Annotated in this window: 20 protein-coding genes and 1 pseudogene; 8 read left to right on the forward strand and 13 right to left on the reverse strand. The window is 40.7% G+C overall.

The genetic code is table 11. The annotated features are described in order from the left end of the window. Positions 1 to 148: 148 nt before the first annotated feature. From asnB to pxpB, 3 genes are all read right to left on the reverse strand, one after another. Entirely contained in the window at positions 149 to 1,822 is a 1,674-nt protein-coding gene (gene asnB, locus MTP24_RS07800) for an asparagine synthase B (RefSeq protein ID WP_243533572.1), read from the reverse strand. A 320-nt stretch (positions 1,823 to 2,142) separates the two neighbouring features. Beyond that, on the reverse strand, positions 2,143 to 3,072 hold the full coding sequence (locus MTP24_RS07805) for a biotin-dependent carboxyltransferase family protein (protein ID WP_243533574.1): 930 nt from the start codon (positions 3,070 to 3,072) through the stop codon (positions 2,143 to 2,145). A 3-nt stretch (positions 3,073 to 3,075) separates the two neighbouring features. Further along, positions 3,076 to 3,726, reverse strand: coding sequence for a 5-oxoprolinase subunit PxpB (gene pxpB / locus MTP24_RS07810; protein WP_243533577.1), 651 nt, complete (start codon positions 3,724 to 3,726; stop codon positions 3,076 to 3,078). Between the two features lie 245 nt (positions 3,727 to 3,971). Here pxpB and msrA point away from each other — a divergent pair, with 245 nt between their 5' ends. Further along, a complete protein-coding gene (gene msrA / locus MTP24_RS07815) occupies positions 3,972 to 5,261 on the forward strand; it encodes a peptide-methionine (S)-S-oxide reductase MsrA (protein ID WP_243533579.1) in 1,290 nt (429 codons plus the stop codon). Between the two features lie 996 nt (positions 5,262 to 6,257). On the opposite strand, the gene MTP24_RS07820 is transcribed toward msrA, so the two are convergent. From MTP24_RS07820 to MTP24_RS07860, 9 genes are all read right to left on the reverse strand, one after another. Beyond that, positions 6,258 to 7,142 (reverse strand): LysR family transcriptional regulator, encoded by an 885-nt coding sequence (locus tag MTP24_RS07820; protein ID WP_006794182.1) that lies wholly within the window; start codon positions 7,140 to 7,142, stop codon positions 6,258 to 6,260. Between the two features lie 330 nt (positions 7,143 to 7,472). Then, on the reverse strand, positions 7,473 to 8,129 hold the full coding sequence (locus tag MTP24_RS07825; protein ID WP_006794183.1) for a 3-oxoacid CoA-transferase subunit B: 657 nt from the start codon (positions 8,127 to 8,129) through the stop codon (positions 7,473 to 7,475). Between the two features lie 14 nt (positions 8,130 to 8,143). Further along, on the reverse strand, positions 8,144 to 8,842 hold the full coding sequence (locus tag MTP24_RS07830) for a CoA transferase subunit A (RefSeq protein WP_006794184.1): 699 nt from the start codon (positions 8,840 to 8,842) through the stop codon (positions 8,144 to 8,146). A 102-nt stretch (positions 8,843 to 8,944) separates the two neighbouring features. Continuing rightward, entirely contained in the window at positions 8,945 to 9,847 is a 903-nt protein-coding gene (locus tag MTP24_RS07835; RefSeq protein ID WP_243533581.1) for a hydroxymethylglutaryl-CoA lyase, read from the reverse strand. Beyond that, on the reverse strand, positions 9,847 to 11,838 hold the full coding sequence (locus tag MTP24_RS07840; protein ID WP_243533583.1) for an acetyl/propionyl/methylcrotonyl-CoA carboxylase subunit alpha: 1,992 nt from the start codon (positions 11,836 to 11,838) through the stop codon (positions 9,847 to 9,849). The genes MTP24_RS07835 and MTP24_RS07840 overlap by 1 nt, the downstream gene beginning before the upstream one ends. Positions 11,839 to 11,846: 8 nt before the next feature. Then, complete coding sequence (locus tag MTP24_RS07845; protein ID WP_243533585.1) at positions 11,847 to 12,617, reverse strand: enoyl-CoA hydratase/isomerase family protein; 771 nt, start codon at positions 12,615 to 12,617, stop codon at positions 11,847 to 11,849. Positions 12,618 to 12,631: 14 nt separating this feature from the next. Then, entirely contained in the window at positions 12,632 to 14,239 is a 1,608-nt protein-coding gene (locus MTP24_RS07850; protein ID WP_243533587.1) for a carboxyl transferase domain-containing protein, read from the reverse strand. Positions 14,240 to 14,249: 10 nt separating this feature from the next. After that, the gene (locus tag MTP24_RS07855) at positions 14,250 to 15,425 is read right to left on the reverse strand and encodes an isovaleryl-CoA dehydrogenase (RefSeq protein ID WP_008131008.1); all 1,176 of its coding nucleotides are present in this window, start codon (positions 15,423 to 15,425) and stop codon (positions 14,250 to 14,252) included. Positions 15,426 to 15,479: 54 nt separating this feature from the next. Next, a complete protein-coding gene (locus MTP24_RS07860; protein ID WP_006794190.1) occupies positions 15,480 to 15,914 on the reverse strand; it encodes a MerR family DNA-binding transcriptional regulator in 435 nt (144 codons plus the stop codon). A gap of 330 nt (positions 15,915 to 16,244) precedes the next feature. On the opposite strand from MTP24_RS07860, the gene MTP24_RS07865 reads away from it, so the two are divergent. The 7 genes from MTP24_RS07865 (at position 16,245) to MTP24_RS07895 (ending at position 23,935) form a co-directional block, all read left to right on the forward strand. Further along, a complete protein-coding gene (locus MTP24_RS07865; protein ID WP_243533589.1) occupies positions 16,245 to 17,426 on the forward strand; it encodes an acetyl-CoA C-acyltransferase in 1,182 nt (393 codons plus the stop codon). Positions 17,427 to 17,517: 91 nt separating this feature from the next. After that, positions 17,518 to 19,008, forward strand: coding sequence for a CoA-acylating methylmalonate-semialdehyde dehydrogenase (locus MTP24_RS07870; protein ID WP_243533591.1), 1,491 nt, complete (start codon positions 17,518 to 17,520; stop codon positions 19,006 to 19,008). A gap of 132 nt (positions 19,009 to 19,140) precedes the next feature. Next, the gene (locus MTP24_RS07875) at positions 19,141 to 20,298 is read left to right on the forward strand and encodes an acyl-CoA dehydrogenase family protein (RefSeq protein WP_243533593.1); all 1,158 of its coding nucleotides are present in this window, start codon (positions 19,141 to 19,143) and stop codon (positions 20,296 to 20,298) included. Between the two features lie 10 nt (positions 20,299 to 20,308). Then, entirely contained in the window at positions 20,309 to 21,094 is a 786-nt protein-coding gene (locus MTP24_RS07880) for an enoyl-CoA hydratase (protein ID WP_138740884.1), read from the forward strand. Continuing rightward, on the forward strand, positions 21,094 to 22,245 hold the full coding sequence (locus tag MTP24_RS07885; RefSeq protein ID WP_243533596.1) for an enoyl-CoA hydratase/isomerase family protein: 1,152 nt from the start codon (positions 21,094 to 21,096) through the stop codon (positions 22,243 to 22,245). The genes MTP24_RS07880 and MTP24_RS07885 overlap by 1 nt, the downstream gene beginning before the upstream one ends. Positions 22,246 to 22,255: 10 nt before the next feature. Continuing rightward, positions 22,256 to 23,155, forward strand: a complete 900-nt coding sequence (gene mmsB / locus MTP24_RS07890; protein WP_243533598.1) for a 3-hydroxyisobutyrate dehydrogenase — start codon at positions 22,256 to 22,258, stop codon at positions 23,153 to 23,155. Positions 23,156 to 23,164: 9 nt separating this feature from the next. Continuing rightward, positions 23,165 to 23,935, forward strand: coding sequence for an SDR family oxidoreductase (locus MTP24_RS07895; protein ID WP_243533600.1), 771 nt, complete (start codon positions 23,165 to 23,167; stop codon positions 23,933 to 23,935). A 276-nt stretch (positions 23,936 to 24,211) separates the two neighbouring features. Here MTP24_RS07895 and MTP24_RS07900 read toward each other — a convergent pair. Further along, positions 24,212 to 25,098: pseudogene (locus tag MTP24_RS07900) on the reverse strand (integron integrase). Positions 25,099 to 25,383 lie beyond the last annotated feature (285 nt).

Raw genomic sequence — 25,383 nt, forward strand, 5'->3', positions numbered from 1 at the left:
ATAAAAACTATAAGCTTAGAACTTAAACTATAATTAAAGTAATTATTTATAGACCAAGCAGTCTAGTAAGTTGAAGAAGAAAATGAACCTAACGGGGTGGTGGAAGTTTATACACTGCATAAAACTTATGCAGTGTATACGTTAGTGCTTATTTTTTACCAGTGTAAGCGTCGTTGTGTACGCCCGCTGCACGACCAGAAGGGTCCGCATTATTTTGGAATGATTCATCCCAAGCAAGTGCTTCTGGTGTCGAGCAAGCGACTGACTTACCGTGTGGTACACACTTAGCCGAGGCGTCACCTGGGAAGTGCGACTCAAAAATAGCACGGTAGTAATAAGCTTCTTTTGAATCAGGGGTATTAATAGGGTATTTAAACTTAGCGTTAGCGAGGTCTTGATCGCTTACTTGCTCTTCAACATACTCTTTTAATGTGTCTATCCAGCTGTAGCCAACACCATCAGAAAACTGTTCTTTTTGGCGCCATAAAACTTCATCAGGTAGGTAGCCACCAAAGCCTTCACGTAAAATATGCTTTTCAATTTTGCCTTCTTTACACATTTTAGCTTCAGGATTGATGCGCATAGCAACATCAACAAATTCTTTGTCTAAGAATGGTACGCGGGCTTCAACACCCCATGCGGCCATTGACTTATTAGCGCGCAGGCAGTCAAACATATGAAGTTTAGATACTTTACGGTTTAACTCTTCATGAAACTCTTGTGCATTTGGCGCTTTATGGAAGTATAAGTAACCACCAAATAATTCATCTGCACCCTCACCAGAAAGAACCATTTTAATACCCATGGCTTTAATTTGACGAGCCATTAAATACATAGGGGTTGATGCACGAATAGTGGTTACATCATAAGTTTCTATGTGGTAAATAACTTCACGAAGCGCATCAATACCTTCCTGAATAGTAAAAATGATAGGGTGGTGCACTGTCCCAATCATGTCGGCTACCTTTTGAGCTGCCGCTAAATCGGGTGAACCCTCAAGACCCACTGAAAACGAGTGAAGCTTAGGCCACCAAGCATCACTTTCGTCGTTATCTTCAATACGTTTAGCTGCAAAACGCTGTGTGATAGCAGAAATTACCGATGAGTCTAATCCACCAGATAGTAATACACCGTAAGGTACATCACACATAAGTTGGCGTTTAACGGCTGCCTCTAGTGCGTCTTTCACATCTGAAGATTCTGCACTGTTATCTTTCACTGCGTCGAATGTTTGCCAATCGCGTTTATAATACGGCTTTAATTCACCATCTTTACTGTAAAGGTAATGACCAGGAGGAAATTCTTCAATATGTTTACAAATTGGAGAAAGTGCTTTTAGCTCAGATGCAACATAAAAGTTACCGTGCTCATCGTGGCCAGTGTATAGCGGTATAATACCAATGTGATCGCGACCAATTAAGTAGGCGTCATTTTCTTCATCGTATAAGCAAAATGCAAAAATACCGTTCAAGTCATCTAAAAACTCAGGACCTTTTTGTTTATAAAGCGCTAATATTACTTCACAGTCAGACTGTGTCTGAAAAGTAAAGTCAGTGTCTAAGTTTGCAGCTAACTCTTTGTGATTATATATTTCCCCATTTACCGCTAAAATATGCGTTTTTTCAGGGTTGTATAAAGGTTGCGCACCACTAGATACGCCAACAATTGCAAGACGTTCGTGAACTAAAATTGCTTTTTCAGACGCGTAAACACCAGACCAATCTGGGCCTCGGTGTCGTAGTAATTTTGACATTTCAATTGCTTGAGTTCGCAATTGAGCGGGATCAGATTTAATATCTAATACCCCAAAGATTGAACACATAGTAACTCCTCATTCCTATTATGTGTGCAGATCAGCCAATTTGCTGAACTGCGAACCCTTGTTTTATCAGAAATATTTACTCAAGTCACATAGCTTTTGCAATTAATTAAGAATAATTTATGCACCAATGTTTAAGTGACCGCACCTTGTTGGTGAACAAGGAGTAACTATGATTATTTTTGCATCAATTCTGTTGCTCAAACTCTGTACTATTAGTGAGTTATCCAAGTGAGCTTGCTTTACAGACAGCTCGTTTTTGTAACACAGTGGTGCAATAAGCAACTGCTAATTAGTTAATGTTCAACGTAACTAATTATTGCTTAACGTTTGCTTTTAAGTGCAATTTTTAACTGGTTTAAATGACCGTCGAGCTTTTGTTTGGCTTGTAATGCTTGTTTAAACGTCACATATTCAAATTCAATTGTATCTAGTGGTCTGTATTGCGCAAATTGATGCAAGTCTGCTTCAATTACGGTGCCTAATAACGGGTAACCCCCCGTTGTTTGCGCATCGTTTAACAAAACAATGGGTTCTCCATTTGGTGGGAGTTGAATACTTCCGGGGCTCACAGCAAGAGAAGGCAATGAGTGTGAGTGGGTTAAAGAATAATTATCACTTTGAAGCCTAACACCCATGCGGTTACTATTGTGACTCACTTTAAACGACGACTGAGTAAACCCATTAATGATCTGTTTTGAGAAGAGCTTTGCATGTGGGCTTGGGTATACGCGAACAATTTTACGTTTTGGCGGCATAAGTGCACCGCATTGAGTAAATTCTGATTGGTAAGGGGTTATTTTAATAGTGTCACCGGCTATGAGCGATTTGCCATTTAGTCCGCCAAAACCAGCATTTAAGTTAGTTGCTTTAGAGTTCATAACAACTGGGCTTTGAATCCCTCCTTTAACGGCAATATAGGCTCTTAATCCAGCTCTGCCGGTTGAAAATTTTAGCACCTGTTTTTGTTTAATATTATATGTCCAACCTGGGTAAATCGGTTTTTCATCAAGTGTTGCATTTAAATCAGCACCAAATAAGGCAATAACAGTGTTGCATTCAAACGCAAGTTCGCACAAGCCAACGGTTACCTCAAGAACAGCGGCGTTTTTATCATTACTTAAAAGGCAGTTTGCTATGGTTTGTGCGTAAGGGTCTAAGCTGCCAGACTGACTAACGCCTAAATGGCGGTATCCGTTACGTCCAAAATCTTGGATGCTCAGTAATGGGCCACTTTTAATAACTTTAATCATTATTTATTTCCCCACAGATCCAGGTATAAATTCAAGCGTGTCACCAGGCTGTATTAAGCATGGGCTTTTTTGCGTTGCATCAAATAATGGTATGTCAGTTTGGCCAATAATATGCCAACCACCAGGCGAATCTGCCGGGTAAATTGCTGTTTGGTCAGCACCAATAGCGACAGACCCTCTAGGTACTTTAAGACGAGGTTCTGAGCGTCTTGGTGTAAATAGTTGCTTGTTTAGTCCATTTAAGTATGCAAAACCAGGTTGAAACCCCAAAAATAAAACAGCGTACTGGGGCTCACTGTGAAGGTTAATGACGTCATCAATGCTTAAACTATGAAAATTTGCCACGTAGTTTAGGTCTGCGCCGTTATAATGCGTTTTGATTTTGTGGTGTTTAGCTACGAACTCATTAGGTTTAATGTTATTCCAAATAGCTGGTAATTGCTCAAGCCATTTAGCTAACTCAATATCATGCTTTAAATATAAAGTGAGTGAGTTCATACCGGGTACAATATCAATAAATGAATTATCTTTTTTACAGTGATTTGCTAAAGACCAAATTTTTTTTTGAATACTGAGTGTTCCGCTCGTGCTTAAGTGAGATGCATCAAGCAATAAGCTATTGTTTGATAAAGCGTAAACGTGAGGATTTTGCATTAGTAAAACCTAATTCGAACATCATTAAGCAAACCTATCACATATTTAATTAATTATTTATACCCTTGAGACCAACACAGAACATTTATGCAAAATTGTTAACACACTTAAATTTAAATCTTATTGTCAATTAGGTTTAAAAGTAAACTTTATATGTTTAGCCTCGTAATAAATAAAAAAGTCGTTTGAAATAATAATTAAATTTAAATGGTCTTAATTAGTACGGACTTGTTTAGAGGTACATTATGAATTATCAGCATTTATTATATTTATCGGGCGCTGCAATTATATTTAGCGCAGGCGCGTTTGCTTTATCGATGGAAAAGGTCGAACAAAGCGATGTAGCAGCCAGTATGCATGTAGAAAGCCTTGTACTAGGATCGGGGTGTTTTTGGGGCGCAGAAAAACGCTATGAAGCGCTAGATGGAGTAATTGATGCAGAATCTGGTTATGCAGATGGCAATGGGTTTGAGGCTACTTACAAAAACATTACTAAGCAATCACGCCGCTTTGACGAAAACAATTACGCTGAAGTAGTGAAAGTGACTTACAACAGCAATATTATTTCTGCGCAAGAGTTACTTAAAAATTACTTTGAAAGTCACGACCCTACTCAGTTAAACAAACAAGGTAATGACATTGGTACGCAATATCGATCTATTATATTAACGAGCAACGATGCGCAAAAAGACACAGCTTTAAAGGTTAAAGCGCAATACCAACAATTATTAACCAATGCTGGGTATGGAAATATAGTCACCGTTATCAAGCCACTTGAGGGCTTTGTAGCTGCTGAAGAATACCACCAAAATTATTTGCAAAAAAATCCTAATGGTTATTGCCCTGATCATTCTACTGGTGTGGTTTTTGAACCAGTACCAGTTAAAACGAAAGACAACACTGCATTATTAACGGGTAAACAAATAGTGATAATAGACTCTCGAGACTATTGCCCTTACTGCGAGAAGTTTAAAAAAGAGGTGGCAAATGACTACAAAGGCACCATCCCTTTGTCATTTAGATACGCAGATCAATTAGACGGGTTAACCATTAAATCAGCGACATGGGCAACACCCACAATTCTATTTTTAGAAAATGGTGAAGAAGTATATGGTCGCCAAGGCTACGCAAGCCGTGAGACGTTTTACAAAGCTTTAGGTGCATTTAAATTGGGAGATAGTGAAGCTTATAAAGTTGCATTTAATGCAAAAACAGATCGCCCATATTGTAAAGAATATAAAATATTTAAAAACACACCCGATGGCACCTTTGTCGATAAGCTCAGTGGTGAGGCTTTATTTGATACTCGAGACCGTTTTAATTCTGGTACAGGTTGGCTGTCGTTTACGCACCCTGTTAAAAACAGTGTAACCGAACACGAGGACAATAGTTGGGGCATGCAACGCATAGAATTAAGGTCTAAAAGCACAGGTATTCACCTGGGGCATTTATTTCCGGGTGAGGGGCCTAGAGGAAAAGATAGATATTGTATAAACGCAACCGTATTAGACTTTGTCCCTCGAGATAATAGCTAATACCGCATATAAACCTATCGGTCTATAATTGGTGTTTCGACTAGTAAAGTAACAAGTACAAAAAAGCCCTCATAATTGAGGGCTTTATAAACATTTACTAAGTGGTGCACTTTTGTTGAAAAATAAAACAGCCCAAACTAAGTCACCACCTAATTTGAACTGCTTTTCACACTGACAACATCTTCACACACAATAAAGATTCGTTTACTGCTAAAAGCAGATTTTTATATTATGTGTCCGTTGGAGAGAATAAAAACAGCCCAAACTAAGTCACCACCTAATTTGAACTGCTTTTCACACTGACAACATCTTCACACACAATAAAGATTCATTTACTGCCAAAAGCAGATTTTAATATTATGTGGCTGTTGGAGAGAATAAAAACAGCCCAAACTAAGTCACCACCTAATTTGAACTGCTTTTCACACTGACAACATCTTCACACACAATAAAGATTCATTTACTGCCAAAAGCAGATTTTAATATTATGTGGCTGTGGAGAGAATAAAAACAGCCCAAACTAAGTCACCACCTAACTTGAACTGTTTTTCACACTGACAACATCTTCACACACAATAAAGATTCGTTTACTGCTAAAAGCAGATTTTAATATTATGTGGCTGTGGAGAGAATAAAAACAGCCCAAACTAAGTCACCACCTAACTTGAACTGTTTTTCACACTGACAACATCTTCACACACAATATAAAGATTTTTTTTACATTTATTTGAGTCATAAAAACTAAATTGGTTTCAAACTTAGTTATTTAAATAACAACTCATCTAGTTATTAAATGTTTTCGTTAAATAGACTTTATGTTGTTTCCTAAATTCAAACAAACGATAAAAATAAAACTGATAAGTGAAAAAATTTAAACCATAAAAATTAAATAACAAAAAAGCCAACTCATTGATAATAAGTTGGCTTTTACATTAATTTAATGTGAATTTTTTATGATTTATACAGTAAATAAATTAACTAAGTGTGAACTAAAAATTATTGTTCTTGGGTTTTTCTGAAAGTATCAACTACCCATTTAGCAAACAGATCTAGAGGGTGGTTGGCTACATTTGAGTCGTGTTGAACCAAATAATATTTATCTTTAGTCGTTAATGGCTGTTCAAACAATTTATATAACCATTGCTCGTCTAACCAGCTTTGGCTTATAGGTAGAGGAATAAGTGCAATCCCCATACCTTGCTGTGCGGCACGTGCAACACCAAACATACTATCAATCTGAATAATTTGCGTAGGCGAAAAATCATCTATGCCCACTTTTTCAGCCCACTGGTGCCATGCCCAAGGGCGTGCTTTGTGTAAAATTAGTGGTACTTGGTTCAGTGCTTGTAAATCGTTGTTTTTCCACTGTTCAAGTAATTTTTTATTACATGCAGGAATGTATTCTAAATTAAATAGCTCAGTGACTGCGCCCTCAGTTGGCTTACTTGACGAAAGCACAATAGACAAATCACTATGGCGGGTAAGTTCTTTACGTGTTTTAAGCGTGTCCATTTGCAAATTAATATTAGGATGCTGAGTGGTCCATTCGCTTAATTTTGGCATCAGCAATTCACTGGCAAAAAACTCGGGTAAAGTAATCGTGATATTTGTGTTTTGTTGTAATTGACTAAACTCATTAATGGTACCTTCTAACATAGTAATGATAGGGGAGATCGCATCAAAAAAGTTTTTTCCAGCCGTAGTTAGGCTAATCGAACGTGTTTTACGATGAAACAGCTCTATACCAAGTTGTTCTTCTAGTTGTTTTATTTGGTGGCTTACCGCCGACGGTGTTAAGTACAGCTCATTGGCTGCATGCTTAAAACTTAGGCTTCTTGCTGCAAAGCAAAAAGAACGAAGACCACGAATAGGAGTTTGCATGTTTTCCAGTGTTTAAATGTTTAGATTACCTGTACAGGCAAATATCGATCCAAATGTTATTATTCAATACTATCAATAACTTAATTTTATTGATAGGGCAGCTTCACAATTTTGGTGCATCATAACAACAAATTAGTGCAATAGCTCTAGCTAAATAACACAGTATTTATGCATCTATTATAGATAATAATTTATTAAGCGTGTATTAATTAACCATAAAAATAGCATTGTAGGCAAAAAAAATCCCTCTTACGAGGGATTTTGGGTAACTCAGCGCCATTGGCACTGGGAATGAGGTCGGTACAGGGTAAAGTTAACTATATAATAAGCTTATAAAACCATTTCTGGTACTTCACCGTCAACAAGTAATTTACCTGCTGTTTTGCTAATAATTTCATCTACAGATACACCGGGTGCACGCTCTATTAGATGAAATGCGCCGTCTTTAACTTCTAAAACGGCTAAATCTGTTACTATTTTCTTTACGCAATTTACACCGGTTAGCGGTAAACTACATGCTTCAAGAAGCTTAGATTCACCATGCTTACTGGCATGGGTCATTGTAACAATTATATTTTTTGCGCCAGCAACTAAGTCCATTGCGCCGCCCATGCCTTTAATAAGCTTTTTGGGGATCATCCATGACGCGATGTTACCGTTCTGGTCAACTTCAAAAGCACCAAGAACTGTTAAGTCTACATGACCACCCCGTATCATGGCAAAACTATCTGCACTATTAAATATGGCAGCACCTGTGGCTGCTGTCACGGTTTCTTTACCCGCGTTAATCATATCAGCATCAAGCTCAGCTTTAGTTGGGTATTGCCCCATACCTAATAGGCCATTTTCTGACTGTAGCATAACTTCAATATCATCAGGTACATAGTTTGCGACGAGTGTCGGAATTCCTATGCCCAAATTAACGTAGTAACCATCTTGTAGTTCTTGCGCAACGCGCATTGCAACTTGTTCACGTGATAATGCCATTACTTTGCTCCTGCTTAATCTCGTGTTGTTACACGTTCAATGCGTTTTTCAAAGTTACCTTTAATCACGCGATTTACATAAATGCCAGGGGTGTGGATTTGGCTTGGTTCAAGTTCACCCGGCTCGACGATTTCTTCCACTTCTGCCACAGTAATTTTTCCTGCTGTTGCAGCCATTGGGTTAAAGTTCATTGCTGTGTGTCTAAATACCAGGTTTCCATACCGGTCAGCCTTCCACGCTTTCACAATGGCAAATTCACCCGTGATTGACTCTTCTAAAATGTAAGGGCGACCATCAAATTCTTTTACATCTTTACCCTCTGCAACGGGCGTACCGTAACCTGTAGCGGTATAAAATGCGGGAATACCGGCACCACCAGCGCGCATTTTTTCTGCAAGTGTTCCTTGTGGCGTAAGCTCAACATCTATTTCGCCATTTAATAATTGCTGCTCAAATAGGGCGTTTTCTCCAACATACGAGGCAATTACTTTTTTTATTTGTTTATCTTGCAATAAAATACCTAAACCAAAATCATCAACACCGCAGTTGTTAGATACAACGGTTAACTCTTTTGTGTTCATCTTTTTAATTTGCTTTATTAAACCTTCAGGTATTCCACATAAACCAAAACCACCGGCAATAATGGTATCACCGTCTTTCAACCCTTCCATTGCAGCTTCGTAACTTGAAACCACCTTATCAAAACCGGCCATGAGTCTCTCCTCATTGTGTGCTAAATTTTGTTAACTATTTACCTTCGTTTTACACTTACTTAAGTAATATATAGGCTAAAAAGTAGTTAACACGTAAGTGTGTCATTGTTGTTTTTTGTGCAGCGCTACAGAAACTTTACTGACTGGCGTTTTGCTAAGCGCATCAGTAATGGCCCAACCTGCATCAACAAGCCTTTGTAAATCAATTCCATGGTTTATGCCAAGGCCATCAAGTAAGTAAACGACATCTTCAGTGGCAACATTTCCTGACGCGCCTTTAGCATAAGGGCACCCACCAAGGCCGGCAACTGCTGCGTCAACCGTTGATATTCCTAGGCTTAGCGCTGCGTAAATATTTGTGAGCGCTTGCCCGTAGGTATCATGAAAATGCACTGCAAGCCGGTTGCTGTCTATGTGCATTAAAAGTAATTCTATGAGTTGAGTTACTTTTTTTGCAGTACCTACGCCAATCGTGTCTCCAAGGCTTACTTCGTAACAGCCTAAATCTAATAGCTTTTGTGTTACATCAAGCACAGCCTTAGCGTCTATGTCTCCTTCGTAAGGACAGCCAAGTACACAACTTACGTAACCACGAACACGAATATTATGCTCTTTTGCAAAGTTCATAACTTCACTGAATCGTATGATACTTTCGTCAACTGAGCAGTTGATGTTTTTTTTACAGAACGACTCGCTTGCGGCGGTAAAAATTGCAAACTCTTTAATACCAGCGTCATGGGCCGCGTGCGCACCTTTTAAGTTTGGTGTCAGCGCGCTTAAGTTAATATCTGGTAAGTCAAGTGCGTTAATCACATCTGCCGAATCTGCCATTTGTGGCACCCATTTAGGGGATACAAACGCACCTGCTTCTATATCTTTTAAACCGGCTTGTGCAAGGGCATTAATCAGTGAAATTTTATCCTGAGTATTTACCAAACTCTCGTTTTGTAGGCCGTCACGCGCACCCACCTCAACAATACGAACCGAATCAGGAAAGGCACTCATTAGGCACCTTCCTGTTGTGTGGTATCTTCAACAATGGCGAGTAGGGCACCGTGAGATACCAATTCACCTTCACCAAAACAATAGCTTTGTAAAATGCCATCGTGTGGCGCATTGAGGGTGTATTCCATTTTCATAGCTTCAATGATCACAACAGGATCGCCTTTGCTAATCGTACTGCCAACATTAACCAAATGTTTAACCACGGTACCATTGAGTGGTGCTGCTAGTGGCAATGCATCACTTTCATGTGAACTTATGTAATGTTTATTAATGAGTTCAAGCTTAGTTTGTAGTGCTTTATTCATAACCGTAATGGCGTCATTACAGTGTGAGACATGAGCAATATGCTTATTGCCATCAATAAATACAGTACAAACGCCTTTAATGACTGTCCCTTGAAGATTAAATACCGTGTTGTTATGGGTAATGTTGAACCCTTCAGATGTTTTAATCGCACTTAGCTGCAAATCTTTAAAAGGCACTTTAATGATGCGTGGAGAATTTAAGTTAAATCCGTTAAGTTGCTGCCATGGGCTACCATTGCTTTGCTGAGCTTGCTCATTATTCAAAGAGCATAAGTACGCAAATGCACCTATGAGCTTACTAGATTGTAAAAGTGCACCATCAACGGCAACTAAAGAGTCGCCTTGCTCTGCAATAAAGTGTGTACTTGGCGCGCCCTGGTTAAAAGTAGGGTGATGAGCTAAGTTACTTAAAAAGCCAATGTTGGTACTAAAACCCGCCAAATGAAATTCACCAAGTGCTTGGCGTAAACGCCCCAATGCTTGCTCGCGGTTATCATCATGTACTATTAGCTTTGCAATCATTGGGTCGTAATAGGGGCTGATTTCATCGCCTTGTTCAATGCCGGTATCTATGCGTACAAACTCACTATTAAGCGGAGTATTTAACGATTCAATTACGCCTGAACAAGGAATAAAGTCGTTGCTTGGATCTTCTGCGTAAATTCGCGCTTCAAAGCTGTGGCCTTGTAGTTGTATGTCAGATTGCGTTAAAGGCAAGGTATCCCCGGCTGCTATATTAATTTGCCAATTGACTAAATCTACACCTGTTACCATTTCCGTTACTGGGTGTTCTACTTGTAGGCGTGTGTTCATTTCCATAAAGAAAAACTCATCACCGCACAGTAAAAACTCAACAGTACCTGCACCACGGTAATTTATAGCCAGAGCACAACGTACTGCGGCTTCGCCCATTTCTTTTCGTAATGTGTCACTTAAACCTGGTGCTGGCGCTTCTTCAATTACTTTTTGATGACGACGTTGTAAAGAGCAGTCTCTATCACCTAAATAAACACAGTTACCGTGATTATCTGCAAACACCTGTACTTCAACATGGCGAGGCTGGTTAACATAGCGCTCTAGCAGTACTAAGTCATTACCAAAGCCTGCTATAGCTTCACGCTGTGCGCCTTCAAGAGCACTCATAAAATCTTTAGCTTGCTCAACAACGCGCATACCTTTACCACCGCCCCCAAAAGCCGCTTTAATCAGCACGGGATAGCCAATTTTTTCGGCCTCAGATTGTAAAAAGGCAGGGTCTTGATTATCACCATAATAGCCAGGCACTAACGGTACATTTGCTTCAGCCATTATTTCTTTAGCGCGGGTTTTAGATCCCATGGCTTCTATGCTGCTTGCAAGTGGGCCAATAAACGCAATGTTGTTAGCTTCACAGGCTTTAGCAAATTCGCTGTTTTCAGATAAAAAACCATACCCAGGGTGAATACAATCTGCACCACTATTTTTTGCTACTTGTAAAATTTTATCGGTTACAAGGTAAGAGTCTTTACTGGGCGCAGGCCCAATATGGTAAGCTTCATCAGCCATTTTTACATGTTGTGCGTGTTTGTCGGCGTCAGAATAAACGGCTACAGTCGTTAACCCCATTTGCTTTGCACTGCGCATAATACGGCACGCAATTTCACCTCGGTTGGCAATGAGTATCTTTTTTAAAGTGTGTGTGTTCATAATTAATCCTACAGTTGCCAAGCGGGTGGGCGTTTATCAAAAAAAGCACTAAGCCCTTCTTGGCCTTCATCAGATACACGGATCTTTGCAATACGTTCGGCCGTAATCTCAATAAGTTGTTCACTAATAGGCTTGTTTGCCACATCATTAATTAAAGCTTTAGCGGCTTTGACTGCAACAGGGCCGTTATCAATCAGTGTTTGTAGCATGTTATCAAGCGCACAGTCTAAATTACCGGTCACCTGATGAACTAATCCAAGTTGTTTGGCTGTGTGGGCATCAAACACCTCGGCAGTTAAAAAATATCTACGAGCAGCGCGCTCACCTATGGCTTTAATTACATACGGGCTAATTACCGCAGGAATAAGCCCAAGCTTCACCTCACTTAAGCAAAACTGAGCATCATCTTTACACAGTGCAATATCGCAACAAGCAATTAAGCCTAACGCGCCACCAAATGCAGCGCCTTGAACAGCACACACGGTTGGGTGGGGGCTGGTGGCTAAAACCTGCATTAATTTTGCAAGTTGCATAGAGTCAGCCAGATTATCGGCGTAGTTGTTATCGGCCATGGATTTCATCCAGGCTAAGTCTGCTCCGGCTGAAAAGTGTTTGCCTTCTGTTTTTAACACAAGCGCTTTTATATCAAGCGTATTTGCATGCTCTATGCATTGAATTAATTCGTGTATTACTTCGCTATTAAATGCGTTTCTTTTTTCAGGGCGGCTTAAAACAAGTACAGCCACATTAGATTTTGTTATTTGTAGTGTTACTGACATTTACTGCGCTCCGGTTACATTCTAAATACGCCAAATTGAGAATCTTGCGCTGGTGCATTTTTAGCAGCACTTAAGGCAAGTCCTAATACGTTACGTGTGTCGGCTGGGTCAATAATACCGTCGTCCCACAAACGTGCGCTTGCGTAATATGGGTGGCCTTGCTCTTCGTATTGCTCAATGATTGGCTTTTTAAACTCGCTAATTTGCTCATCGGTCATACTCTGGCCTTTTCGCGCTAAGCCGTCTTGCTTCACTTGGGCCATTACCCCTGCGGCTTGCTCGCCGCCCATGACTGAAATACGGGCATTAGGCCACATCCACATCATGGTTGGTTCAAATGCGCGGCCACACATACCGTAATTACCAGCGCCATAAGAGCCGCCAATAAGTACCGTAAATTTAGGCACATCGGCACACGAAACCGCCATCACCATTTTAGCGCCGTGTTTTGCAATGCCTTCGGCTTCGTATTTTTTACCTACCATAAAGCCGGTAATATTTTGTAAAAAAACCAGTGGAATATTGCGTTGTGCACACAGTTGAATAAAGTGTGCGCCTTTTTGAGCAGACTCGCTGAATAAAATGCCGTTATTAGCCACTATGCCAACAGGGTTACCGTAAATGCTTGCAAAACCGGTTACCAACGTTTCACCAAAGTAGCGTTTAAATTCATCAAACGATGAATCATCAACTGTTCGGGCAATGACTTCTCGTACGTCAAATGGCTTTTTAAGGTCGGTACCTACAATGCCGTAAAGTTCGCTTATATCGTAACGAGGCGCTTTTATATCTTTTAATAACGGTGCAGTAGGGCGTGTGTAATTAATGCGCTCAATACATTGGCGTGCGATAGACAGCGCATGCTCGTCGTTTTCAGCAAAGTGATCAGCTACCCCTGATGTTTTACAATGAACATCAGCACCACCAAGCTCTTCAGCCGTTACTTCTTCACCTGTTGCCGCTTTTACAAGCGGCGGGCCTGCTAAAAATATGGTGCCTTGTTCTTTTACTATTATGCTTTCATCTGCCATAGCCGGTACATAAGCACCACCAGCAGTACATAACCCCATTACCACTGCAATTTGAGGAATGCCTTTACCTGACATTCGAGCTTGATTGTAAAAAATACGGCCAAAATGTAATTTATCGGGAAATACATCATCTTGCTCAGGTAGGTTAGCACCGCCAGAATCAACCAAATAAATACATGGTAAATGGCATCGCTCTGCAATGTCTTGTGCTCGCAAATGTTTTTTAACAGTAAGCGGAAAGTAGGTGCCGCCTTTAACCGTGGCATCGTTTGCAATGATCATGCATTCGATGCCTTTTACACGGCCAATACCAGCTACGACACCTGCGCACGGGATAGCTTGCTCATAGACGCCAAATGCAGCGAATTGAGAAATTTCTAAAAATGGTGAACCTTCGTCAATTAGCGTACTAATACGATCGCGTACAAATAATTTACCGCGACCTTCGTGACGCTCTTTTAAAGCAGTCCCACCACCTAAACTTATTGTGGCAACTTTATCGCGTAAATCATCCACTAGCGCCGACATGTTTTTATAATTTTGCACAAAAGTAGGATCGTGTGGATTAACGCTCGATTTTAAAATCGTCATAATCTAATCCTTAGCGGCTTTCAGTGAAAAGTTCGCGACCAATTAGCATGCGGCGAATTTCAGACGTGCCGGCGCCAATTTCGTATAGTTTAGCGTCACGTAATAATCGACCCGTTGCGTATTCGTTTATGTAGCCGTTTCCACCTAGTATTTGAATCGCATCAAGTGCCATTTTGGTTGCCAATTCGGCGGCATATAAAATGGCGCCCGCTGCATCTTTACGTGTGGTTTCACCGCGGTCACAGGCTTTAGCTACCGTGTAAACGTATGAACGAGCAGCGTTCATTTGTGTGTACATATCGGCAACCTTGCCCTGAATAAGCTGAAATTGCCCAATTGGGGTATCAAATTGCTTACGCTCATGAATGTAAGGCACAACAATATCCATACATGCTTGCATAATACCAAGGGGGCCTGCTGCCAATACAACACGTTCGTAATCTAGGCCGCTCATAAGTACTTTTACGCCTTCGTTTAAGTTACCTAGAATGTTTTCTTCAGGCACTTCACAGTTTTCAAATACTAACTCACAGGTGTTTGAACCACGCATGCCAAGTTTGTCGAGCTTTTGTGCGGTTGAAAAACCAGGGAACGTCTTCTCTACTATAAATGCAGTGATCCCTTTAGCACCGGCGTTTAAATCTGTTTTAGCGTAAATAACCAGTGTGTCTGCATCTGGGCCATTGGTGATCCACATTTTATTACCGTTCAAAATGTACTTATCGCCTTTTTTCTCAGCTTTAAGTTTCATCGATACCACGTCAGAGCCCGCATTAGGCTCACTCATAGCAAGCGCACCAATGTGTTCACCGCTGATAAGTTTTGGTAGGTATTTTTCTTTTTGTGCTTGTGAACCATTACGGTTGATTTGATTAACACACAGGTTTGAATGCGCACCGTAGCTCAAGCCAATAGACGCACTTGCGCGGCTAATTTCTTCCATTGCTATAACATGCTCTAAATAGCCTAAGCCCGCACCACCAAACTCTTCAGGAACGGTCATGCCTAACACGCCCATTTCGCCCATTTGCGGCCAAAGTTGATTTGGAAATGTATTGTCAATGTCGGTTTGTTCAGCTAGTGGCGCAATTTCTTGGCTTGAAAAACTATTTACATGGTCGCGGATCATATCGGCGGTTTCGCCAAGACCAAAGTTCATCTCTTTATAAAGTGAAATAGTGCTCATGATTCATTCCTGTGTGAGTGTGTGTTATCAGTGTGTTTTTATTTTAAAAATAAACTACTCGTCTATTTTATTCAGTGTGTCTCTACAGCGTCGTTCCGCAGTAACCAGTTCCATTAGGACAACTTTAATATCGTCCATTTGCTGCGAAAGGTCGGCTTTTTTCTCTGAAATCAGATCTAGCATAGTGACTAGTTGTTTAGCGCTTGATTTATCAGCGTCATACAGTTCAAACAAACGGCCCGTTTCGGCAAGCGTAAAGCCTAGGCGTTTACCCCGTAAAATGAGCTTTAAGCGCACTTTGTCGCGCTTTGAGTAAATACGTGTTTGCCCATTACGCTCAGGTGATAAAAGCCCTTGGTCTTCATAAAAGCGTATAGAGCGAGTTGTAATGTCAAACTCTTTAGCTAAATCGCTAATGCTAAAAGTTTGTTCATTACTGGTCGGTATAGTGGCGGAACTTGCAAAGTTTGTTTGATTATCTGGTTTCATAATTGTAATTACCTCATTCGAATAACTCCAATATAAGTGAAGTTTACGTAAAGGTAAAGTGCTGGCTGGTGTGAAATAAATATAAGCGAGGTGGTTTGCAGTATTTATAATTTAAATCATTTAATTACAATGGCTTAGTTTTAACTTGGATTGTAAGAGCCAAAGGTGGCAAAGAAACCTTACAGATAAGAAAGTATAATTTTAACGGTTTTTAGTTGACGTTAGCGTAAACGTTAGTATTGTGTATGCTTATTAAATAATAATTTAAAACACAATTAATAGAGTAAATATTCTAACAACTATTTACCCTTAAATACAATGGAGTTAGCTATGTCTTTAGAATCAGTGGTAATTGTAGCAGCAAAACGTACGCCTATGGGTGGCTTTATGGGCGGGCTAAGCGATGCTCAGTCTACTGAATTAGGTGCAACGGCTATTAAAAGTGCATTAGCGCAAACTGGTTTAAAAACCGATGCAATTGACGAAGTAATTATGGGCTGTGTACTCCCTGCTGGTTTAGGTCAAGCTCCAGCTCGTCAAGCCATGTTAAAAGCAGGGCTAGCATTAAGCACCGGGGCTACCACCATTAATAAAGTATGTGGTTCAGGTTTAAAAGCCGCCATGCTTGCTAACGATTTAATTAAAGCAGGCTCTATAGAAACAGCTATTGCTGGTGGTATGGAAAGTATGACCAACGCCCCTTACTTTATTCCAAAAGCGCGTGGCGGAATGCGAATGGGCCATGGCGAAATCAAAGATCACATGATGAGTGATGGCCTTGAAGATGCATACGACAATAAAGCCATGGGTTGTTTTGCACAAGATACCGCCGACGAATATGGCATTGGCCGTGAGCAAATGGATAATTTTGCACTCAGCTCATTAAGCAAAGCGAATGCTGCAATTGCAAACGGCAGCTTTGAAAACGAAATAGCACCGCACACAATTCAAACACGAAAAGGCGATGTAACGGTATCGGTTGATGAGCAACCAGGTAATGCACGACCAGAAAAAATCCCAAGTTTACGTGCAGCCTTTAAAAAAGACGGCACTATAACAGCTGCTAACTCATCATCTATTTCGGATGGTGGCGCAGCCCTCGTTTTAATGACTGAGTCAAAAGCAAAAGCACACGGTTTAACACCCCTTTGTAAAATTGTAGCGCACAGCACACATTCTCAAAAACCGAGCGAATTTACGGTAGCACCAGTAGGTGCAATGAACAATGTGCTCGAAAAAGCCGGTTGGACAACAACGGATGTAGACCTTTGGGAAATTAACGAAGCATTTGCCATGGTAACAATGCTTGCAATAAACGAGCTTAAGCTTGATGAAAGCAAAGTAAATGTTAACGGTGGGGCATGTGCACTTGGCCACCCAATTGGTGCCAGTGGCGCACGTATTTTGGTTACGCTTATTCACGCTCTTAAAAACCGAGGCCTTAAAAAAGGCGTTGCTTCTTTATGTATTGGTGGCGGTGAAGCCGTTGCAATGGCAGTAGAAGCTTACTAAGTACCAATCACATTAAAAATACGCAGCAACATAACAATAATAAAGCTGCGTTATTTTTAAAACTAACACACTAATACAATAGGATTTAACCATGCACCAAGTTCCACTATTAATAGATGGCGAATTTATTCAATCGGCTTCAAAAGAATTAATCGATGTTATAAACCCAGCAAACCAAGAAGTATTAGCTCAGGTTCCTTGTACCACCGATGCAGAAATGGATGCGGCAATTGCTTCAGCCTCTGAAACATTTAAAACATGGAAAGATGTGCCAATTACTGAGCGTGCCCGCATTATGATAAAATATGCTGCGCTTTTAAAAGAACACCATGATGAACTAGCCACTATTATTTGCCACGAACTAGGTAAAACCTTTGAAGATGCTAAAGGTGATGTATGGCGAGGTATTGAAGTTGTCGAACAAGCAGCTAATGCACCTTCGCTGATGATGGGCGAAACAATGGAAAACGTAGCGCGCAAAATCGATACCTACTCTTACATGCAGCCATTGGGTGTGTGTGCAGGTGTTACGCCGTTTAACTTTCCGGCAATGATCCCACTTTGGATGTTTCCGCTGGCAATAGTGTGCGGTAACACATTTATATTAAAACCATCAGAGCAAGACCCACTAACGCCAATGCGTTTAGCTGAGTTATTTATTGAAGCGGGTGCACCTAAAGGAGTTCTGCAAATTGTACATGGTACAAAACCGCAGGTAGACCGGTTATTAGAAGATAAAGCCGTTCGTGCTATTTCGTTTGTAGGCTCGTGTGGTGTAGGTGCCTATATTTATTCAAAAGGCACACAAAACCTTAAGCGTGTTCAAGCCTGTGTAGGTGCAAAAAACCATATGGTAATTATGCCAGATGCGAGTAAATCGCATGTTGTAAATAACCTGGTTGGTGCATCTGTTGGTGCCGCAGGGCAGCGTTGTATGGGTATTTCGGTCGCTGTATTTGTTGGTCAAGCAAGTGAATGGGTAGATGAAATAAAAGCAGGCTTTGAAAAAGTACGCCCAGGTTTATGGGATGATAAAGACGCAGCCTACGGCCCACAAACGTCAAAAGCAGCAAAAGAGCGAATTTTATCGCTTATTGCAAGCGGTAAAAAACAAGGCGCGACCTGTTTAATAGATGGCTCTGACTTTACCGTAGAAGGTTACGAGCAAGGTAACTGGGTTGGCCCAACTTTATTTACCGACGTTACAAAAGAAATGGACTTATATAAAGAAGAGATTTTTGGTCCTGTTTTGGCTTGTATGTTTGTAGACACATTAGAAGAAGCTATCGCCTTAATTAACGAAAGCCCTTACGGTAATGGCACCTCGCTATTTACTTCAAGCGGTGCAGTTGCACGTAAATTCCAACACGAAATAGAAGTAGGCCAAGTAGGTATTAATGTTCCTATCCCTGTGCCACTGCCGTTCTTCTCATTTACGGGGTGGAAAGGCTCTTTTTATGGCGATACTCATACGTATGGTAAGCAAGGTATTCGTTTTTACACCGAAACCAAAACCATTACCTCACGTTGGTTTGAAGACGATATAGCGTCAGGCCCAAATATGAGCATTAACTTAAAATAATTAATAAACACACAAAAAATAATAACAAAGACGGGCGCGAAGGTTTTTCACACACATAAATATGCCTTCGCCGCTCTTCACTCACAATCCCAATACGGGAAAACCGACAACACACAACTAAAGAGGTCTATCATGGACTTTAACTTATCAGAAGACCAACAAGCCTTTGCACAAACTGCTCGCCAATTTGCCGAGTCAGAGCTTGCACCTCACGCGGCTAAATGGGATCGCGAACATATTTTTCCTAAAGATACGATAAAAGCAGCCGGTGAGTTAGGCTTTTGTGGTTTATACACACCAGAGGAAGCGGGTGGCCTTGGTTTATCACGTTTAGACTCAAGCATTATTTTTGAACAACTTGCGCTAGGGTGTACGGCAACCACTGCCATGCTCACTATTCATAATATGGCTACCTGGATGGTTGCAAGTTTTGGAACAGACGCAATAAAAGATCAATATGTAGACCAATTAGTTATGGGTGAGTTATTAGCATCATACTGCTTAACCGAGCCAGGTTCTGGTTCAGATGCAGCTTCACTTAAAACAAAAGCAGTACGCGATGGCGACGAATACGTTATTAACGGTTCTAAAATGTTTATATCGGGTGCAGGAGAAACCGAAGTGCTAGTGGTCATGGCGCGTACTGGTGGCGAAGGCGCTGCGGGTATTTCTGCGTTTGTTGTACCGGCCGATGCAAAAGGCGTTGAATACGGCAAAGCAGAAGAAAAAATGGGGTGGAACGCACAGCCTACACGACTAATAAGCTTTGAGGACGTTCGTATTCCTGCACATAACTTACTTGGTGCAGAAGGCGAAGGTTTTAAGTTTGCAATGCAAGGCCTAGATGGCGGGCGCATTAATATTGCCACCTGTTCAATTGGTACCGCACAAGCAGCCTTAAATACAGCACGTGAATACCTCAAAGAGCGCTCACAATTTGGTAAACCGCTGGCTGCGTTTCAGGCTTTGCAATTTAAAATTGCAGATATGAACACAGAGCTTGTAGCGGCGCGCCAAATGGTAAGGCTTGCGGCATTTAAACTTGATACTGGCGACAGCGAAAAAACCACTTATTGTGCTATGGCCAAACGCTTTGCAACCGATGTTGGTTTTACAGTGTGTAATGAAGCACTTCAAATACATGGTGGTTATGGTTACATAAAAGAATACCCACTAGAGCGCCATGTACGTGACGTGCGCGTTCATCAAATTCTTGAAGGCACAAACGAAATAATGCGTGTGATTATTGCGCGTCGAATTTTAGCTGAGTCAGCAAGCGAAATATTATAAGGAGCACGGTATGTCTGAATCAAAACCAAGCATTGAGTTAACAACCGAAGGCCATGTTGCTATTTTAACAATGTCTAACCCGCCAGCGAATACCTGGACAAAAGACACCTTAATTGATTTAAAAAATAAAGTTAACGCGCTTAATAACAATAAAAACATTTATGCCTTAGTGCTAACGGGTGAAGGCGATAAGTTTTTTAGCGCAGGCGCCGACCTTAATGTATTTGCAAGTGGTGACAAAGGTATTGCTGCAGACATGTCGCGTGTATTTGGCGAAGCGTTTGAAGCATTAACTAATTTTAGAGGCGTGTCGGTTGCTGCCATTAATGGCTATGCGATGGGCGGCGGTTTAGAGGTTGCATTAGCGTGTGATATACGCATTGCTGAACAACAAGCGCAAATGGCACTCCCTGAGGCAAAAGTCGGTTTATTACCGTGTGCAGGTGGCACGCAAAATTTAGCATGGTTAGTGGGCGAAGGCTGGGCTAAACGCATGATTTTGTGCGGCGAGCGCTTAAAAGCTGATAAAGCACTACACATTGGTTTAGTCGAGGAGGTTGTTGGCCAAGGTGAGAGTTTTGCTGCTGCGCTTAATCTTGCAAACCAAGTAAGCGAGCAAAGCCCTAGCTCGGTTGCGGCATGTAAAACATTAATTCAAAAAGGGCGCCACCAACCCATGGCGAGCGTTTTACCATTAGAGCGCGAACTATTTGTTGGTTTATTTGATACTGATGATCAAAAAGAAGGCGTAAATGCCTTTTTAGAAAAGCGCAAAGCAGAATGGGTAAATGGCTAATGAGTGATTTAACCTTATTAAATAAAGCGGATGATTCAGTACTTTTTGAGACGGCAACCGCAGCCAACGGCCGTTTAATTGGGCTTATTACACTAAACGCACCTAAATCGTTAAATGCGCTTAATTTTAACATGATCAAATTGCTTACTCCTCAACTAAAGGCATGGGCAAACGACGATGCCATCGCAATGGTTATTTTAAAAGGGGCAGGAGAAAAAGCGTTTTGTGCTGGTGGCGATGTAGTAAGTCTTCATCATGCAATGGCACAAGGTGAACCAACAAGTTTAGTTGAAGAGTTTTTTACCCAAGAATATAAGCTCGATTACCTTATACATACCTACGTTAAACCTATCCTTGTTTGGGGAAACGGGATTGTAATGGGAGGCGGTTTAGGGCTAATGGCTGGCGCAAGCCACCGTGTTGTTACCGAAACCTCACGTATTGCAATGCCAGAACAAACAATAGGTTTATACCCCGATGTAGGCGGCAGCTATTTTTTGCATAAAATGCCCAAAAGTGTTGGCTTGTTTTTAGGGTTAACGTCAGCGTCTATTAATTGCGACGATGCATGTTTTGTATCACTTGCTGATCACTTTATTGACAGCGGTAAATACAACGACATGCTAAACACTATTTTAGCTACAAGCTGGAGTAAGAGTGCAAGCGAAAACCACACGGTGCTAACTAATTTATTGAATGAGTTAAACGCGCAATCTGCCGATATGCCAATAGGGAACGTTAGCGCTAATTTAAAAACAATTCAAACACTAGGTAGTTTTGCCTCATTGCAAGAGCAAGTTGATTACCTATTAAGCTTAAGCACCGACGACAAGTGGTTACAACGTGCGCAAAAATCGTTAAAACATGGGTGCCCACTCAGCTGTGCATTGGTCAGTGATCAGCTTAAAGCAAGTGAAGGTAAAACCCTTTTAGACTGCTTTAAAATGGAACTAGGCATGTCGGTAAGAGCCGGTGAAGTAGGTGAGTTCCAAGAAGGCGTTAGAGCACTGTTAATCGATAAAGACGGCGCTCCCAATTGGCAATACCCAACACTCCATGATGTGCCAAGTAGCGTAGTTAATAGCTTTTTTGATAATCGTTACGGCACTAGTCACCCACTTGATGGCCTAGACACGGCAACACAAAAATAAAGGAAAGACGATGACTAAACTTAATATTGGTTTTATCGGATTAGGAAACATGGGCGGCCCTATGGCGGCAAATTTAGTAAAGGCGGGGCACACTGTCACTGTTTTTGATTTAAACCAGTCGGTCGTAAGTGAACTTGCTAGCCAGGGGGCTAAAGCGGGCGTTGATGCAGCGCAATGTGCCACCAATGCCGACGTTCTGATCAGCATGTTACCTGCAGGCAAGCATGTTAAATCGCTATACTTAGGTAATAACGATAACAATGGATTAATTGAGGTTTTAAGCAAAAATACCTTAGTGATTGACTGCTCTACAATTGATGCCGAATCGGCACGCGTAGTAGGAAATGCACTTGACGAGCAAGGTATACGGTTTGTTGATGCACCGGTTTCAGGTGGTGTAGCAGGGGCAACGGCAGGAACGCTTACGTTTATCGTAGGTGGTGAACAAACCGCATTCGAAAAAGCAAATACCGTATTAGTAGATATTGGTAAAAACATATTTCATGCTGGCGATATTGGTGCAGGTCAAGTTGCAAAAATATGCAACAACATGCTGCTTAGCATATTAATGGCAGGCACAAGTGAAGCCATTCAAATGGGTATTAATAACGGGTTAGATCCAAAAGTGCTGAGCGATATTATGACTGCAAGCTCAGGTCGAAATTGGACATTAGAGTTATATAATCCGTGTCCAGATGTAATGGAGACAGCACCGGCTAGTAATAATTATAAGCCAGGTTTTATGGTTGACTTAATGGCAAAAGATTTAGGTCTTGCCATGGAAGCGGCTCAGCAAAGTAATTCATCAACGCCAATGGGTTCAATGGCAAAAAACTTGTACACTATGCTTCAGCATCAAGGTGCAGGCAGCGATGACTTTAGCGCCATATTTAAATTGTTTTCGAAGTAGGAGTAAACCGTGGAAATTAAAAATAATACGGTAGTAATCACAGGTGGGGCGCAAGGTTTAGGTTTCGCTATGGCGCAAAAGTTTGCAGCTATGGGCGCAAATATTGCACTTATTGACATGGCACAAGATTTATTAAACAACGCATGCGAGCAATTAAACCAGCTTGAAGGCGTAAAAGGTATAATTAAAGGCTACGCTGCTAATGTGACGGTTGAAAGTGAAGTAGAAAACGTATTTAGTACTATTAACAATGATTTTGGCCACATTAGTGTGCTTATTAACAACGCTGGTATTTTGCGTGACGGCATGTTCATAAAAGCTAAAGACGGAAAAGTGGTTAAAAAAATGTCGCTAGAGCAATTTCAATCAGTGATTGACGTTAATCTTACCGGCGTATTTTTAGCAGGGCGCGAAGCTGCAAGCCACATGATAGAATCAGGCAAAGGCGGCGTAATAGTAAATATGTCGAGCGTAGCGCGGGCAGGTAACATAGGCCAAACTAACTATGCTGCCTCAAAAGCGGGTGTTGTGGCATTAACCACTACATGGGCTAAAGAACTTGGCCGTTTTGGTATACGCGTAGGCGCTATTGCACCAGGTGTAATAAGCACCGCCATGACCGACGCCATGAAGCCAGAAGCCAAACAACGTATGCTTGCGGTAACACCCGTAGGGCGCTTAGGTGAAAGCGACGAAATTGCCCATACCGCACAGTACATAATCGAAAACGACTTTTTCACCGGTCGCGTGGTTGAAATAGACGGCGGTATTCGTTTGTAAATTAAGTTTTTTACGTTTGAATTTAAAAAGCATGGCGCTTATAGGCTGTGCTTTTTTGTTTTAAATCGGGGAGATTTATAATCTTGAAAAAGGTCTAACAACCCCGTTGGCACCTTGTTGTAGTACATGAGTAGGATACCCGCTGTATTAAAACGTTAATCATTTTAGCGCTCTAAATAACTCATTAACTGCGTTAAAAACTTCTCATGTAGATAAACTATATAACTAAGTTTTTGCCTTGTTACTGAGCTATTTATCTGTCGCTATAATTGCTCACTAATTCAATACAGCGGGTATTATTTGTGTTGTACGCACATCGTTGTGACCTAGTTGTGTTTGTACTGTACGAATATCAGCGCCGCTTTGCAGTAGATGCGTAGCAAATGAGTGTCGCAAAGTATGTGGGGTAACGTTTTTATTAATATGTGCTTTTGTTGAAGACAGTTTAACAGCCTTTCTTACCCCTGAATGATCTAAGTGATGACGTCTTATTTCTCCTGTTTCAGGGTCCGTACTTAATTTATGTGATGGGAACAGAAACTGCCATTGTAAAGACTTATTAGCGCTTGGGTATTTTTTACTAAGTCGATGAGGCATTCATACACCCGCGAACGCATCATTTTTTAAATCTAACTGTAAATATTCATCAACTTGAATTATTTGATTTCTTAGCATTGGTATTAATTCTTCAGCAAGTGTCACAATACGATTTTTATTACCCTTGCCGTTCCAAATGCGTATATTTATAAAGTCGAAATCAATATCATGAACTCTTATTTTACTGCTTTCATCAGCCGTAAACCACTTCCATAGAGCAGGCTTGCTATCAAATAATGTCGTTTATTTATATTTCTAAAAAATAGCGATACCTCAGTCTGTGTAAGTACGACAGGCAGTTTCTGTTGGCGGTTACTTTTAACGAAATTTAAATCTAATGAAAGCTCATTCTAAATAATATGTTTATATAAAAAAGCAAGTGCATTTAAAGCGGTTGCTTGTGTTCTCGCTGCCACTTTTTTAGTGACTGTTAAGTGATTTAAAAATATTTCTACTTCATTATTCCCCATACTGGTAGGGTGCCGCTTATTATGAAAATGGATATAGGCAGTAATCCAAAATACATAAGTTTCAATAGATTTTTTAGCATAGTGATGGCTATACATATAGTTGATAATACTATTAAGAAAAGGGGATTTAGTTTTCTTTTTAAATCTCAATTAACTGTATTTACATACAGTATTGGCGTTTTTCCTCCTAAGTCAAGAAATGAGGACGTTTTCCTCTTTCCTGCATATAATTAAAAGAGTAGCCTGACTTAAAGTTTAAAGCTGGCAATGTGTTACAGGATTTGTTATTGATATGAAAAAACAATTAAGGGGACATGCATTGCTCATAAAAAGAGGAAAGTGTCCTCTGATAAAGCTGTTAGGTGTTTATAGTACCGTTCA

Source organism: Pseudoalteromonas sp. APM04 (assembly GCF_022809815.1).
GTDB classification, from domain to species: Bacteria; Pseudomonadota; Gammaproteobacteria; order Enterobacterales; family Alteromonadaceae; genus Pseudoalteromonas; species Pseudoalteromonas marina.

Bases quoted from the DNA above. Each gene is read 5' to 3' on its own strand.
- asnB (WP_243533572.1), bottom strand. From the start codon at position 1,822: ATGTGTTCAATCTTTGGGGTATTAGATATTAAATCTGATCCCGCTCAA.
- MTP24_RS07805 (WP_243533574.1), bottom strand. From the start codon at position 3,072: ATGATTAAAGTTATTAAAAGTGGCCCATTACTGAGCATCCAAGATTTT.
- pxpB (WP_243533577.1), bottom strand. From the start codon at position 3,726: ATGCAAAATCCTCACGTTTACGCTTTATCAAACAATAGCTTATTGCTT.
- msrA (WP_243533579.1), top strand. From the start codon at position 3,972: ATGAATTATCAGCATTTATTATATTTATCGGGCGCTGCAATTATATTT.
- MTP24_RS07820 (WP_006794182.1), bottom strand. From the start codon at position 7,142: ATGCAAACTCCTATTCGTGGTCTTCGTTCTTTTTGCTTTGCAGCAAGA.
- MTP24_RS07825 (WP_006794183.1), bottom strand. From the start codon at position 8,129: ATGGCATTATCACGTGAACAAGTTGCAATGCGCGTTGCGCAAGAACTA.
- MTP24_RS07830 (WP_006794184.1), bottom strand. From the start codon at position 8,842: ATGGCCGGTTTTGATAAGGTGGTTTCAAGTTACGAAGCTGCAATGGAA.
- MTP24_RS07835 (WP_243533581.1), bottom strand. From the start codon at position 9,847: ATGAGTGCCTTTCCTGATTCGGTTCGTATTGTTGAGGTGGGTGCGCGT.
- MTP24_RS07840 (WP_243533583.1), bottom strand. From the start codon at position 11,838: ATGAACACACACACTTTAAAAAAGATACTCATTGCCAACCGAGGTGAA.
- MTP24_RS07845 (WP_243533585.1), bottom strand. From the start codon at position 12,617: ATGTCAGTAACACTACAAATAACAAAATCTAATGTGGCTGTACTTGTT.
- MTP24_RS07850 (WP_243533587.1), bottom strand. From the start codon at position 14,239: ATGACGATTTTAAAATCGAGCGTTAATCCACACGATCCTACTTTTGTG.
- MTP24_RS07855 (WP_008131008.1), bottom strand. From the start codon at position 15,425: ATGAGCACTATTTCACTTTATAAAGAGATGAACTTTGGTCTTGGCGAA.
- MTP24_RS07860 (WP_006794190.1), bottom strand. From the start codon at position 15,914: ATGAAACCAGATAATCAAACAAACTTTGCAAGTTCCGCCACTATACCG.
- MTP24_RS07865 (WP_243533589.1), top strand. From the start codon at position 16,245: ATGTCTTTAGAATCAGTGGTAATTGTAGCAGCAAAACGTACGCCTATG.
- MTP24_RS07870 (WP_243533591.1), top strand. From the start codon at position 17,518: ATGCACCAAGTTCCACTATTAATAGATGGCGAATTTATTCAATCGGCT.
- MTP24_RS07875 (WP_243533593.1), top strand. From the start codon at position 19,141: ATGGACTTTAACTTATCAGAAGACCAACAAGCCTTTGCACAAACTGCT.
- MTP24_RS07880 (WP_138740884.1), top strand. From the start codon at position 20,309: ATGTCTGAATCAAAACCAAGCATTGAGTTAACAACCGAAGGCCATGTT.
- MTP24_RS07885 (WP_243533596.1), top strand. From the start codon at position 21,094: ATGAGTGATTTAACCTTATTAAATAAAGCGGATGATTCAGTACTTTTT.
- mmsB (WP_243533598.1), top strand. From the start codon at position 22,256: ATGACTAAACTTAATATTGGTTTTATCGGATTAGGAAACATGGGCGGC.